Origin of the sequence: Xanthomonas sp. LF02-5 (assembly GCF_034105325.1) — a bacterium.
GTDB classification, from domain to species: Bacteria; Pseudomonadota; Gammaproteobacteria; order Xanthomonadales; family Xanthomonadaceae; genus Xanthomonas_A; species Xanthomonas_A sontii.
The window spans coordinates 105,575-119,088 of the sequence record NZ_JAXGGF010000005.1 but is presented as its reverse complement, the minus strand read 5'-3'; the positions used below and the strand labels follow the sequence as shown (position 1 = coordinate 119,088).

Here is a 13,514-nt window from a genome sequence, read left to right as displayed (position 1 = left end):
CGCTTTCAGGACGAAGTCACTCCATGAGCAGCTACGCCAGCAACGACGAAATCCGCGGTGTCCTCATCCTGGCCGGCAGCGAGCGTGTGCTGCTGCCCAATGCCACCATCGCCGAAGTGATGTCGCGCGTGCCGGTCGAACCGCTGCCCGACGCCCCGCACTGGCTGCTTGGCCAGATCGCCTGGTACGGCTGGAAAGTGCCGCTGGTCTCCTTCGCCCGCCTGACCGGCCTGGGCGCCGAGATCGTCGCCGCCAACAACAAGATCGTCGTGCTCAAGGCCCTGGGCGGCAATCCTGACCTGCCGTACGTCGCCCTACTCACCCAATCCTTCCCGCAACTGATCTCCGTCCCCCGCGACGGCCTGCTCGCCGACGCCTCCGAAGAAACCCTCCCGCCCGGCGTGCACATGCGCGTGCTGCTGGGCGAGCAGAGCGCCTTGCTGCCGGATCTGGAGGCGATCGAGGGGATGGTGGTGGAGCGGTTTGCGGCTGTAGCGTAGTTTTAGCTGTAGCGTAGTTTTACTGGTGCAAGACACCAGTAAGCCTTTGGATGAATTAATTGGCCCTGCGTGGTTGGGAAGAAGTCTTCTGTGCGGGCTTGTCCATCAGCCGATCTGCCCAATGCTTTATTCAGTTAATTTTCTAATGGAATTAGATCATGCGTAAGTCTGTGTTTTTTCTCATGCTGATCGTTGTGGGAATTTTATATGCTGCCCCTTCTGTGAGTAGTGCACAGGCAGTTGGTCAATACTGCTACCAGTCTTGTTTTGCCTCTTTGGATGAGGCTGAAGCTGAAATGAGAGCTGCCTTGGCTTATGGTGCCTATCTTGTCAGAGATAAGTCCATTGTGACGGAAGGTGGTTCATCTACGCCATCGTATCAGATTAGATATAAGGTAAAACGTCAGCCGCCTTCCTATATAAGTCCGCCTGGTTTTATGATTTCGGGAAATGGCTCAACTAGTACTAATCCAGTAATTTGTAGTGCTAACGCCGATCCCTTGCTCAAGGATTTTTGCGCTGACGAATCGGAAATGCTTCAAGGATGGAGGAAGTTGATTCGCTCCAATTCTCAAGACTGTACGATTTCTAATGAGAGGGTGGATGGTGGGTCATACTTTGAGCCGTTTGCTCGAAGTGTGCCCTACGCTAACGGGTTTGGAATGCTCATTTTTAATGAGTCTGATTACAAATGGTACAGGTATAGTATTTCTTGCCCCGGCTGGGATGATCCTACCCCTTCTCCGCGGGGCGATACTTTTACGAAGACGAGAGTTTTCTCATGTCCTGCTGGACTGCAGCCAGTAAGTGCATTCAATGTGGATTATAAGCCTAATTTAGGTCCTGATAGCACGGCAGAGTATCCCTATCTTTGTGACAACAGTAGTGAGCCAGTCATCTACGCAAAGGGGATTGATCAAACAAAGTCATGTGCTGCGAATGCAAATCCCTGTCTTCCTGCTACCGGCGATAAATTTAGGCGTGAGGATGATTTGATTTTTGCAGGCAAGGCTTTCCAAACATTTTACCATTCACGTCAGCAGCTTCAAGCAGGATTGGGGATGGCTGCGGGGTGGAGTCATTCTTTTTCTGATCTGTTAGGCTCCGACGGAGCCTATATGTTCACATATGACGGTTTTTTTGAGCAGTTTGTAAGTGTGTCTGCAGGTAAATACAGAAGTCGTCGCAATGCGGCGGAGATGTTGTCGCGTTCTGATAATGGTGTATGGACGCTCATTAAGGCAGATGGAGAACGGCGGACCTATAATCCGCAAGGGCGTCTTGTCTCAATTAAGTCCAGTGCTTCTCCAGCATTTGATGTTGAATTATTCTACTCGGGTGAAAGTCTGATTAAGGCCGTCGACGGGCTTGGGCACTCTCTCTCATTTAGCTATAGCAACGCACTCCTCTATAAGGTGGCCTTGGACGACGGGAGTTATGTCAGCTATGACTATGACGACGCCCAGAATCTAGTGAGTGTCACCCGTTCTGACGGCAGTGCGCGAACTTACCGCTATGGAGAGTCAGGGCATGCGCCTGCTGGGCGTGCCCACCTGCTTACTGGTATTGAAGAGGATGGCGTTCGATACGCAACCTTCAGCTATGCAGCTGATGGACGGGTGGCGGCCAGCAGCCTGCATGCAAACGGAGAGGAGGTGGAAACGACCTCCATCACTTACTCGGGTGCGAGTAGTGCTCAAGTTTTGCAGCCTAATGGTACGAGCTATACGTATCAGTTCGGCCAAGGCCTTTTCCGCCAGATCGAAGCCATCAGCGGCCCTGATGGTACTAAGTCAATGAACTTCGATGCGGGGCGGCCCATCTCTATCACGGATAGGTTGGGGAACACCGAGCAATTCAGTTATCAAGATTCCCTGGACGGTCAAGGGGCCTCGTCCAGCACTGTGACTGAAGGTGTTGGGACGTCTTATCAGAGATCGAAGACGCTTACACGGGACTCGGAAAATCAGGTTGTGGCGCAACAAGCGAGCGACGGGAGTGGAACGGCGTCTCTTTCTCGAGCGGTTTATGCCGCAGGGAGAGTCACCTTTCGCTGTCAGTACGATGTGTCGGTTTCTGCTGCTTCCGCCTATGTCTGTGGTTCGATGGCCAGTGCGCCCGCTGGTGTCCGGCAGGTTGCCTATACCTACTGCGCTGATGGCGATCTGGCTGATAGTTCGAGCAATTGCCCGAAGCTGGGACTTCTAAAACAGGTCGATGGCGCTCGCACAGATCTCAGTGACATCGCGACGTACACCTACTACCTCACCGACGACAGCACCTGCGCCACGTCCCCAACCACCTGCCCGCATCGCAAGGGCGACCTGTGGAAGGTGACCAATGCGCTGGGTCAGGTCACCGAGTACCTGGCCTATGACGGCGCCGGTCGCGTGCTGTCGGTTAAGGACGTAAATGGCGTGGTCACCGACTACACCTATCACCCGCGTGGCTGGCTGACCGCCAGCAAGGTGCGTGGTGCCGACGACAGCAGCGAGAGCGACGATCGCATCACCGCGATCGACTACTGGCCGACTGGTCTGGTCAAGCAGGTGACGCAGCCCGAAGGCGCGTTCACCCGCTTCACCTACGACGCGGCGCACCGGTTGACCGATATCGCCGACAACGCCGGCAACACCATCCACTACACCCTGGACAATGCCGGCAACCGGTCCAAGGAGGACACCAAGGACGCCTCGGGCGCGCTCAAGCGCACGCTTTCCCGGATCTACAACCAGCTCGGCCAACTGGCAACGCAGGCCACCGCGCAAGGCGATCCCACCGACTTCGGTTACGACGGCAACGGCAACACCAAGACCGTCACCGACGCGCTCGGTCACACGACCCAGAACGACTACGATCCGCTCAACCGCCTGGCGCGCACCCTGCAGGACGTGGGTGGCATCGCCGCCGAGACCAAGTTCGGCTACGACGCCCTGGACAACCTGACCAAGGTCACCGACCCCAAGGGCCTGGACACCACCTACGCCTACAACGGCCTGGGCGACCTGACCAAGCTCACGAGTCCGGACACCGGCAGTACGACCTACACCTACGACAGCGCCGGCAATCGCGCCACCCAGACCGATGCGCGCAACATCAAGACCAGCTACGGCTATGACGCGCTGAACCGCCTGACCCAGGTCACCTATCCGACCGCCAGCCTCAACGTCAGCTACACCTACGACGTCAGCCAGAGCACCTGCGCCAGCGGCGAAACCTATGGCATCGGCCGGCTGACCCGGATGCAGGACGGCAGCGGCAGCACCGACTACTGCTACGACCGCTTCGGCGAGTTGGTGCGCAAGGTGCAGACCACCAACGGGAAGGTGTTCGTGGTCCGCTACGCGTACACCAAGGCCGGGCAGTTTAGCCGCCTGACCTACCCGGACGGGGCAGTGGTGGACTATGTGCGCAACGCCCAGGGCCAGACCACCGAGGTCGGCGTGACCCCGCCTGGCGGCACCCGTCAGGTGTTGCTGAATCAAGCCACCTATTATCCGTTCGGCCCGGTCGCCGGGTGGACCTACGGCAACGGCCGTCCGATGCAGCGCGTGCTGGACCAGGACTATCGCCCGTTGGCGGTCAACGACACCCGCAGCGATGGCCTGGCGGTGGGCTTTGCCTTCGACCCGGTCGGCAACCTCAGCGCGCTAACTGCGCCGGGCAACACCGCGCCGGTCATCAAACTGGACTACGACCCGCTGGGCCGGCTGACCGCGTTCAAGGACGGGCCGACCGATACGGTGATCGACGGCTATACCTACGACGCCACCGGCAACCGCCTCAGCGCCAAGGTCAATACCGCCATCCAGACCTACAGCTATCCCACCACCAGCCATCGTCTGAATAGCGTGGCCGGTACCGCACGCAGCTATGATGCAGCCGGCAACACCACCGCGATCGGCGGCACGGCCGTGCAGTACGTGTACGGCGCCCATGGCCGGCTGACACAGGTCAAGCGTAGCGGCACTTCCGTGGCGAACTATGCCTACAACGGCCGCGGCGAGCAGGTACGGCGGGTGGGCAAGACCAACGTCTACACGCTGTACGACGAGAGCGGCCATTGGATGGGGGACTACGACGCCAACGGTGCGGTCGTACAGCAGGCGATCTGGCTGGACGACCTGCCGGTCGGCGTGCTGGCCAAGACCACGCTGCGCTACGTGCAGCCGGACCACTTGGGCACGCCGCGCGCGGTGATCGACCCGGTCCGCGACGTGGCGATCTGGCGCTGGGATCTGAAGGGCGAAGCCTTTGGCGCCACCGCGCCGGATCAGGACCCGGACAAGGACGGCACGGCCTTCGTGTTCGATATGCGGTACCCGGGGCAGCGTTATGATGCGCTGAGCGGGCTCAATCAGAATTACTTCCGTGACTACGAACCCGGTACGGGGCGGTATGTGCAGAGTGATCCGATTGGGTTATGGGGTGGCCAGTCTACTTATGTCTATAGCGTTGCTAGTCCTTTGAAATGGACTGATCGGTTCGGGTTGGCTTGCGATCAACGTGGTTGTTGGAACACGCCCGAAGAGCTAAATGCAAGTAATAGCGGTAATTGGAGCGCTTACTACGCCCTGGCGTGTGCTGGTGGTGATCCATATGCCTGCCGCGCGGGCGAGGTCGCAGCGAATGCAGGTGACGGTATTCGTGGCATTCTTTCCAATATCACTAATCGAAAATTAGATGCCTCGATTGTTAAAAATCAGCCTGCAGTTTGTCCTGATGATTGGCGTGCTGAGGATTTGCTTCGGAAGAAGGAGGGTATTCGTCGGGGTTTAATGGCTGCACGTGTCGCGCAACTGGTTGGTGCTGATTCATCTAACCCAAGGCAGGTAAGCCGATCATCGATCTCCGACTTCCATCATGATGTTTTTGAAGCTAATGGTGCAAGTAAAGAAGCATTTGGTGGGGATCTATGGGATTCTATATATGGTTCCTTCTATACTGGTTACGACTGGTGTAAGGGGCCAGCATGTCGGCCATGAGTAGATATTTTCTCATGGCGTCTTTGATGCTTCTTTCAGCCTGCTGTGATCGAGAGCATCATTTTCGAGTGACGGGGGTAGATGGCGAATTCTGTATCCCTGACACGGGCTATGTTGCTCCCGGTGCCTGGTTTGTCCCGCCGGATTCTCCTGGTGTTGATGAGGGGTTTTCATTTGGCGGCTGTCATCGATTGGATAATGAAAAGGATAAGGCAAGTTGTTTTTTGCCAAAAAATTTTATAAGTGCTGATGTTTTTTCGCTAAAGGAAAAGCGCGGCATCAAATGGCGTGATTTGAAAAAAACAGCAGATTTTGTTGTAGATTCTTCTAAGTCGGATAATACTTATGTTGTAGATTATAAGTCGGGATTATTGGTTCTGAGTGGGGTAGGCAATGTGGTGAGTTGGTCAATATGGAAAGCTCAGCAAGGGCCTGGTGTTGCTGATTTTATTATGAATGATGGCGATGAATTGGTGGCCACGTGTTCTATGGTTTCTGATTTTCCACGCAGTGCTGGCCTAGGGGCTGAAGGTGAATATGGTTGCTCGAGGTATGTTAGAGGTCCGAAATATGCGCTTGAGTATAGGTTTATATCAAAGGAGCGGGTTCCGGGATTGGGTAAAATAAATTCTCTTGATGAGGCGATTTTCAGTCAGGTGGATAGTTGGCGCTGTTCTGGGCAGTGATCGAGAATGTTGTCCAAATTTGATTAAGGCTGTATTTGAATTTAAAAACACCCCAAGTCCCCGCGAGTCTATATTTTTTTGAGGGCGTGTATTTTCCATTATTGTCTCGATGCATGGATGTCAGCCCCTGGATGAAATTTGTTATCGATGCGGCCTATAAATATTTGCCATGAAAGCCTACTTTTGTCGATTAATCCCATCCCGCTCTGCCGCATGATGTAAGGCTACTCGCGTACCATCCCGCGCTTCCTCCCCACACCGGAGCCTCCCATGCCGCAACGCCGCCACTTCCTGAAAACCGCCGCCTTCGGCGCCCTGGCCGCCGGATTGGGCGGTGTGCTGCCGGGTGCGCGCGCCGCGGCCAAGGCATCGGCCAAGACCGGCGTCGGCCCCTTGCCACAGGGCGCAGCACGAGTGATCTCCACCTGGGACTTCGGGGTCGCCGCCAACCAGGCGGCATGGCAGGTACTTTCGCGCGGCGGAGCGGCGCTGGATGCGGTGGAGGCCGGGGTGCGGGTGCCGGAGGCGGATCCGGACAATCACACGGTGGGGCTGGGCGGCTATCCCGACCGCGATGGGCGGGTCACGCTGGATGCCTGCATCATGGATCACACCGGCGGCTGCGGGTCGGTCGCGGCGCTGGAGGACATCGTGCATGCGATCTCGGTGGCGCGGCGGGTGATGGAGAAGACGCCGCATGTGATGCTGGTCGGCGATGGCGCGCTGCAGTTCGCGCTGGCGCAGGGGTTCGAGCGCACCAAGCTGCTCACGCCTGAGTCGGAACAGGCGTGGAAGGAGTGGCTGAAGACGTCGCACTACGCGCCCGAGGCCAATATCGAGAACCGTGCCTATCGCCGCGGCACGCTGCCCGGCGGCAAGGACAACCACGACACCATCGGCATGCTGGCGCTGGATGCGCACGGCAATCTGTCCGGTGCCTGCACCACCAGCGGCATGGCCTGGAAGATGCACGGCCGGGTCGGCGACAGCCCGATCATCGGGGCGGGGCTGTACGTGGACAACGAGGTGGGCGGGGCGACCTCCACCGGCGTCGGTGAGGAGGTGATCCGCAACGTCGGCAGTTTCGCGGTGGTGGAGATGATGCGGCAGGGCAAGAGCCCGGCCGAGGCCTGCCGCGAGGTGGTGATGCGCATCGTGCGGCGCAAGCCGGAACTCACCCGCGATCTGCAGGTGGGGTTCCTGGCGATGAACAAGCGCGGCGAGGTCGGTGCGTTCGCGATCCAGCCCGGTTTCAGTTATGCGGTCTGCGATGCGCAGCGGCAGGATCTGCTGCTGCCCGGGCAGAGCCATTTCGCGGCGCCGGCGGCATGAGCGCGATGGTGCCGATGGGCTTGGAAGTGGCCGCCGATGCGATCGGCTCGGCGCTGGCCGCGCAGGATGGCGGGGCGATGCGGGTGGAACTGTGCGGCGGCCTGGATGGCGGCGGGCTGACGCCATCGTTCGGTACGCTGGCGGCGGTGCGCGATCGGTTGCGCATCCCGCTGTACGTGCTGATCCGTCCGCGGGTCGGCGATTTCGTGTTCGACGCCGCCGAAGTGGAGGCGATGCGTCGCGACGTGGAGCAATGCGTGCGCCTGGGGTGCGACGGCGTGGTGCTCGGCGCGCTGACCGCGGACGGTGAGGTGGACACGGCGACGATGCGCGAGCTGATCGCCGCGGCCGGGCCGCTCGGCGTCACCTTCCATCGTGCCTTCGATGTCAGTGCCGATCCGCGGCGTGCGCTGGAGGATGTGATTGCGCTGGGCTGCGAGCGGGTGCTGACCTCCGGTGCGCGCGAGACCGCGGAAGAGGGCGCCGACCTGATCGCCGCATTGGTGCAGCAGGCCGGCACGCGCCTGAGCGTGATGCCGGGGGCTGGCGTCACCGAGGCCAACCTGGCGCAGCTGCGTGCGCGCACCGGGGCGCGCGAGTTTCATGGCTCGGCGCGTGGGCCGCTGGCGTCGCGGGCGACGTCGCCGCATCCGCATGTGCGCAGCCTCGGCGGCGACCGCATGCAGACCGATGTGGCGCGGGTGCGGCGGATGGTGGCGTTGCTGGAGGAGCCGGGACCGGGGACCAGGGACCCGGGACCCGGAACGCCGCATCCCGCAGCCTGATCTGTCTCTGCTACGGCAGCGCTTTGCTCTTGCTTTCCCGGGTCCCCGATCCCGGGTCCCGGGTCCCGGGTCCCGAGCAAGATTCACCTGCCGCGGGCAGGCGCCGTTGACCCAACTCCCAGCCGCTTCGGATCCAGCACCACGTGCTTGATGCGCGTGCGCTTCCAGGTGTAGCTGATGTGCACCTTGCCGTCGCGGGTCTGGATCACCGCGGGGTAGGAGAACTCGTCCTTGGGGCTGTCTTCCAGGGTCAGCACGCGGGTCCAGTGCTGGCCATCGTCGGACAGGGCCACGGCGAGCACGCCGCGGCCGTCCCACCAGTCCTTACCGGCCTCGGTCGGGTTGTAGACCAATAGCGAGCGGCCGTCGGCCAGCACCACGGCGTCGGTGCCGGAATTGGGATTGGCCAGGTCGAGCAGGGTCATCGGTTCCCAGGTGCGGCCGTTGTCGCGCGACCAGGTGCTGAACACGTGGTTCTGCTGGCTGCGGCCCACCGCCTGCAGGCGGCCGTCCTTGTGCAGCAGCACGCTGGGCTGGATCGCGCCGATCCTGGCCGGGTCGTTCATCGCCGGGCCGCGGGTCCAGTGCGCGCCGTTGTCGTCGGACCATTCCATGTGCGCCACCCAGCCGGCGTCTTCGCTGCTGCTGGGGCTGAGGATGCGGCCGTCGGGGAGCTGCACCGGCTTGTTCTTGATCGGGCCGAGGATGCCGTCTGGCAGGCGCTCGGGTGTGGACCAGTGGTGGCCGCCGTCGCTGGACGTGGTCTGCATGCCCCACCAGCGCTTCGGGTCCGGACCCACCTTGTAGAACAGCCGCAGCGGCCCTTGCGCGGGCTGGAACAGCACCGGATTCCAGGTCGGCAACGGCTTGCGCTGCGGCTGCGCGCCGTCGGCCACGCGCTGCGCCGGCTGCCAGCCGTGCGCGTCGCGACGCGCGACCCAGATGGCGACGTCGTCGGCGCCCTCGTGGCGGCCGCCGAACCACGCCGCGAGCAGGCCGTCGCGGGTTTCCACCAGGGTGGAGGCGTGGCACTGCGCGGTCGGCGCCTGCGCGTTGATGAATTCGCTGTAGACGATGGGTGAGGGCGGCGCCTGCGGTGGGGCGACGGCGGCCGGACCGGCGATGGCGCGCACCGCGAACAGCGACAGCAACGGAAACAGCGAAGGCGACATCATGTGGTACGGTCCTGGCCCGCAAATGGGCATACCTATTTATCATCAATTAAATACCATGTGCTGACACCACAGGTAGCGCCGCCTGCCTGCCCGACTGACGATTGCGCGGATCCGCCAGGCCGGACCGTCCGCTCTCTCCGCCCCGCCGGCTGGCCGCATTCGGCCTGACTGTGCTGGCCGCGCCGCCGCTGCTCGCCGAGTCTTCGCCGGCACCGCGCTGTTCGAGTACGGCGGCGTGCGCTGGGTTGGCAACGCGGCCGGGGTGATCGAGGGCGAGAACTGGAACACCATCGACCGCCACGGCGACCTGCGCTGGCGCTCGATCGAGGTGGACACGCCGCTGCGCAGGCTGCAGTGGTTCTGGCACCCGAACAGCGCCAGACGCTGAAGAGCGTCGACGAGCCTGGTGCAGATCTGGGAAGACAGCGTCGGCCGCGGCGGGCAACTGGTGCTGGGCATCGCCCCGGACAAGCGTGGCCTGCTGCCCGAAGCCGACGTCAAGCGGCTGGAGGAAATGGGCCAGGCGCTGCGGGCGCGCTACGGCGCCGATCGCAACCTGGTGCGCGGCCGGCTCAAGAGCGACGACAGTATCGCCGCGGCGGTGGACGGCGACCGCGACACCTTCTGGAGCGCACCGGACGGCTCGCACCACGCCACCCTGGAACTGCATTCAAGCAGCCGGTGACCTTCGACACCGCGCTCTCGATGGAATGGCTCAACGACGGCCAACTGGTGCAGAAGTACGCGGTGGAAGTATTCCGCGACGGCGCCTGGTTCAAGGTGGCGCAGGCGCAGGCGATCGGCCACATGAAGATCGACCACTTCCCCGCGGTCACCGCCTCGCGCGTGCGCCTGAACATCCTGTCCAGCGTCGACGCCGCGCATATCCGCGAGTTCCAGTTGTTCAACGTGGGCGCTGCCGCTGCGCGCTGATCCCTGCCTGCGGCCTGCAACCGAAGCCGTGCCGGGCGATGCCGGGTGCGGCTTTTTTCATTGGCGCGATACGCTGCCTTTGCGGCGAGAGCGTCGTCGTGCAGGACAGTGGTTCCGGACGCGGCGGCGACGCACCTCCCCTCTCCCCCCGGGAGAGGGGTCGGGGGTGAGGGTACGGCAGCACCTGGTCCTGAAGCACGAGCGCAGCCGCGCCGATCTGCAGGCGTGCACCGCGTGCGCATGCGGCATTTTTGTAGTTCGTCGCCAGTTACGACCATTGGCTGCAGCTTGCGCTCGCAGAGAAACAACAGGTCCGAATGCAGCAGCGCCTGCGTGGAGCCGGGTGCGGCGCAGGGGCCACGTCGCGCTCGCCTGATCCGGAAGCCACCGAGTGGCGCGCGTCTTTCCGACGATCGCCTGCACTGCACAACTTCGTTCGATGGTGTGACATCGCATGCTATCGCCGGCGCAGCTGCAGCGCGGCAGCCTTCGAAGCGGCCGCGGCGAGAAGAGGACACACACGCTGGATCGCGCACGCAGCGGCGTGCGGCGCCATCCGCGTTCACGGCACCGCCGCCGCCACGTTTACACGGTCGTCGCCCTCCATCCGAGCTTTGCGCCGTCTCGCTGAAGCGGCGTGGCCAGGTGGCCGGGGTGTTCCGTCATCGTGGAGCAAGGCCATGCCCGACAGCGCAGAGGCATCCGGATTCCGACCGGTGCGGTTCGAACGGCGCAGGCGGCTGCGACGGTGGGCGCGCCTGCGTCAGGGCCTCTGCGTCACCCTGGCGTGCCTCGCGGTGGCCCTGGCGCCATCGTGGGATGCCCGCAGCGCGCCGCCAGCACGGGTGCCGCCACCTCCGGCAGCGGATGCCACGGCGGACATCCAGCAGGCGCCGCACGCGCTGCGCGACAATACGGTGCCGGAGGCGCAGGTCGCGCTGCTGCGCTGAGCCGATCGCGACGCACGAACCGGGCCCGCTGTCTGTGCAGCGGGCCCTTTTTTTTGCGCGACTGGCGCACACAACCGCCGCACAACCGCTTTTGCCGTATGCGTGCGTAGACAAAGCACAGGCGCACGCCATCTTCCGCGCGGTTGTGCGTGTCTCGTCGCCGCCGTTGTCACCCAGGGAACAGCTATTGCCGCCGACCCCCACAGAGACTCGCCGCACAAGGGGATTTCGGAGCATGCGATGGAGATGGCAATGGAAAAGGCAGGCGTGACCGCCGCGCGATTCGCCGAGGCCGACGAGATGTTCACCCGCGCCTGGCGCGCCAGCTTGCCGGATCTGCGGCGGCGCGCGCTACGTCTGGCCAACGGGCGCGCGGACGCGGCCGAGGATCTGCTCTCGGATACCGCGGTGAAGGCGCTGCTTTTCATGCGCCGCTCGCCGGAGGCGATGACCGATCCGCAGGGATTCCTATTCGTGGTGCTGCGCCACGTGTTCCTGGACCTGGTGCGGCGCCGCCGCGGCGGTGGCGAGCCACTGGACCGTCCCTCCGAGGCTAAGGAAGTGGACGCCGTGGCCGATCAAGCAATGACCGCCCTGCAACGCGCCGAACTGGAGGAGCAGATGGAGCGCGTGGTGACGGCGGTGGCGGCGCTGAGTCGGGAGCAGCGCCGGCTGTTCGCCTATCGCTTCGTCGAGGAGTTGCCGTATCCGGCCATCGCCAACTTGCTGCACATCAACCAGCCGCTGGCGCGCAAGCGTGTGGAACTGCTGCGCAAGCGGCTGCGGCTGGTGCTGGTGGCCGAATGAGCAGGCCGGCTGCCGCGGTTTCACAAGCCGCCCACGGCGGCGTTTTCCCTCCACGCCGGGCCGCACAGGGCCGCGGCATCGCGGGCACCGCGGCGGGGCGCGGCCCAGGCCACCCCCGTCGCGGCGCCTCCCCGGCAGGCGACATACCAAGGAACCAGGCTCATGGCAGACAACACGCTCGTCAATTCGCAGATCACCGACGCGGTCACCCAGACCAACGTCAAGGTGGTGGCCGAGGCGCCCGCCCAGGCGATCGCTTCGCTGTACCAGGTTTCCAGCCACTCCACCGGGCTGGCGCTGCAGAACGCGGTGCACAGCCAGCAGGCGCTGAACCAGGTCTCCAACGCCGTGGTGTCCAAGGCGGTGGCCCTGATCATGGCGATCGGCGAGAAGTGATGCAGTGCCGTGGCCCGCGCCGCGGCGGCTGACGCGGGCACCGATCCATCCATCAGGAGAGTGGCATGTGGCCTTTCGCAAGCAAGAAGACCCCGGGATCCCCGACGGCCGCCGCGACGCCGGCCGGCACGGCATCGGCGCCTGCATCCGCCGCGGCTGCGGCGCAGACGCCTGACGTGCCCGCGACGGCACCGTCGACGGCGCCGGTGACCACGGATGCATCGCCATCGGCAGCGGCCGGTGACACCACGGCTGCCGCACCGGCTGCGGCGAGTTCCGCGTCGGCAACGGCGCCGGCGCGCAGCGAGGCCGGCGAGGGTGACAGCGCGCCCGCCGCTGCAGCAGGCGCAGCGGCGCCCAGCGCCGCCGCTTCCGCCGCGTCCGCCGCCGACGCCGCGCCAGCGACAGGTGGCGATGGCGCAGGCGCCTCGCCGCCGTCCGCACCGCCCGCCGCGCCGGTGTCGCCGCCACCGCCACCGCAATCCATGCTGAAGACGCTCAACACGCACATGCTCGCGCAGGCCTCGGCGGCGCGGCCGGCCAGCGACGCGCTCAACAGCAAGATCGTGCAGGCGGTGCAGCTCAGCAACGCCGAGACCATGGCCTATGCGCCGTCGCAGATCGTGGTCGGCTCGAACATGCTGATCAGCCAGGCCTCGGGCCTGATCGCGCAATCGGCGGCGGTGTACTTCGACGGCGTCAGCAAGATGGCGCTGGCCAGCCAGGGCGTGCTGCTCAAGCAGATGACCGAGAACCTGGCCGAGAACAAGCTGGAGCAAGCCGCCGAGGATGCGCTGGGCGTGCTGGCCACCGACGTGCTGGTCGGTGCCGCTGCGGCGGTCGCGGCCGCCGCCGGCGCGCTGGAGGCCGAATCGGCCGGCTTCGCCATCGACAAGATCGACCAGAGCATCGCCAAGTACGCGGACCTGATGCGCGGCCGCAAGTCCGCGTCCACGTAGGCCGTT

General features: G+C 63.3%; 14 protein-coding genes. 12 read left to right on the top strand and 2 right to left on the bottom strand.

All coding sequences use genetic code 11. The features are described 5' to 3' along the window. Positions 1–23: 23 nt before the first annotated feature. The 5 genes from SLW52_RS14310 (at position 24) to SLW52_RS14290 (ending at position 8,288) form a co-directional block, all read left to right on the top strand. Positions 24–500, top strand: a complete 477-nt coding sequence (locus SLW52_RS14310; protein ID WP_284468509.1) for a chemotaxis protein CheW — start codon at positions 24–26, stop codon at positions 498–500. A 2,105-nt stretch (positions 501–2,605) separates the two neighbouring features. Next, a complete protein-coding gene (locus SLW52_RS14305) occupies positions 2,606–5,485 on the top strand; it encodes an RHS repeat-associated core domain-containing protein (protein ID WP_320740651.1) in 2,880 nt (959 codons plus the stop codon). Beyond that, positions 5,482–6,171 carry a hypothetical protein gene (locus SLW52_RS14300; protein WP_284468511.1) on the top strand — a complete coding sequence of 230 codons (690 nt, stop codon included), beginning with the start codon at positions 5,482–5,484 and terminating at the stop codon, positions 6,169–6,171. The genes SLW52_RS14305 and SLW52_RS14300 overlap by 4 nt, the downstream gene beginning before the upstream one ends. Before the next feature lie 270 nt (positions 6,172–6,441). Further along, on the top strand, positions 6,442–7,503 hold the full coding sequence (locus SLW52_RS14295; RefSeq protein WP_320740613.1) for a N(4)-(beta-N-acetylglucosaminyl)-L-asparaginase: 1,062 nt from the start codon (positions 6,442–6,444) through the stop codon (positions 7,501–7,503). Between the two features lie 14 nt (positions 7,504–7,517). Next, the gene (locus SLW52_RS14290; protein ID WP_267122524.1) at positions 7,518–8,288 is read left to right on the top strand and encodes a copper homeostasis protein CutC; all 771 of its coding nucleotides are present in this window, start codon (positions 7,518–7,520) and stop codon (positions 8,286–8,288) included. A gap of 83 nt (positions 8,289–8,371) precedes the next feature. On the opposite strand, the gene SLW52_RS14285 is transcribed toward SLW52_RS14290, so the two are convergent. Further along, positions 8,372–9,463: a sialidase family protein gene (locus SLW52_RS14285; RefSeq protein ID WP_267122163.1), complete on the bottom strand. Its 1,092-nt coding sequence runs from the start codon at positions 9,461–9,463 to the stop codon at positions 8,372–8,374. Between the two features lie 235 nt (positions 9,464–9,698). On the opposite strand from SLW52_RS14285, the gene SLW52_RS14280 reads away from it, so the two are divergent. From SLW52_RS14280 to SLW52_RS14255, 6 genes are all read left to right on the top strand, one after another. Continuing rightward, on the top strand, positions 9,699–9,851 hold the full coding sequence (locus SLW52_RS14280) for a hypothetical protein (protein WP_267118071.1): 153 nt from the start codon (positions 9,699–9,701) through the stop codon (positions 9,849–9,851). Positions 9,852–9,869: 18 nt separating this feature from the next. After that, a complete protein-coding gene (locus SLW52_RS14275) occupies positions 9,870–10,148 on the top strand; it encodes a hypothetical protein (protein WP_267092619.1) in 279 nt (92 codons plus the stop codon). Further along, on the top strand, positions 10,145–10,396 hold the full coding sequence (locus SLW52_RS14270) for a hypothetical protein (RefSeq protein WP_267092618.1): 252 nt from the start codon (positions 10,145–10,147) through the stop codon (positions 10,394–10,396). The genes SLW52_RS14275 and SLW52_RS14270 overlap by 4 nt, the downstream gene beginning before the upstream one ends. Before the next feature lie 680 nt (positions 10,397–11,076). Beyond that, complete coding sequence (locus tag SLW52_RS14265) at positions 11,077–11,346, top strand: hypothetical protein (RefSeq protein ID WP_267103311.1); 270 nt, start codon at positions 11,077–11,079, stop codon at positions 11,344–11,346. A gap of 252 nt (positions 11,347–11,598) precedes the next feature. Beyond that, positions 11,599–12,153: a sigma-70 family RNA polymerase sigma factor gene (locus tag SLW52_RS14260; protein ID WP_320740614.1), complete on the top strand. Its 555-nt coding sequence runs from the start codon at positions 11,599–11,601 to the stop codon at positions 12,151–12,153. Between the two features lie 162 nt (positions 12,154–12,315). Beyond that, the gene (locus SLW52_RS14255; protein WP_010343225.1) at positions 12,316–12,549 is read left to right on the top strand and encodes a RebB family R body protein; all 234 of its coding nucleotides are present in this window, start codon (positions 12,316–12,318) and stop codon (positions 12,547–12,549) included. A 52-nt stretch (positions 12,550–12,601) separates the two neighbouring features. Here the strand turns inward: SLW52_RS14255 and SLW52_RS14250 are convergent, their stop codons facing one another. Then, entirely contained in the window at positions 12,602–13,051 is a 450-nt protein-coding gene (locus SLW52_RS14250; RefSeq protein ID WP_295923671.1) for a hypothetical protein, read from the bottom strand. Between SLW52_RS14250 and SLW52_RS14245 the strand changes: the two genes are divergently transcribed. Next, positions 13,035–13,508 (top strand): hypothetical protein, encoded by a 474-nt coding sequence (locus SLW52_RS14245; protein WP_048492052.1) that lies wholly within the window; start codon positions 13,035–13,037, stop codon positions 13,506–13,508. The two genes, SLW52_RS14250 and SLW52_RS14245, sit on opposite strands and share 17 nt — an antisense overlap. Positions 13,509–13,514: the final 6 nt, after the last annotated feature.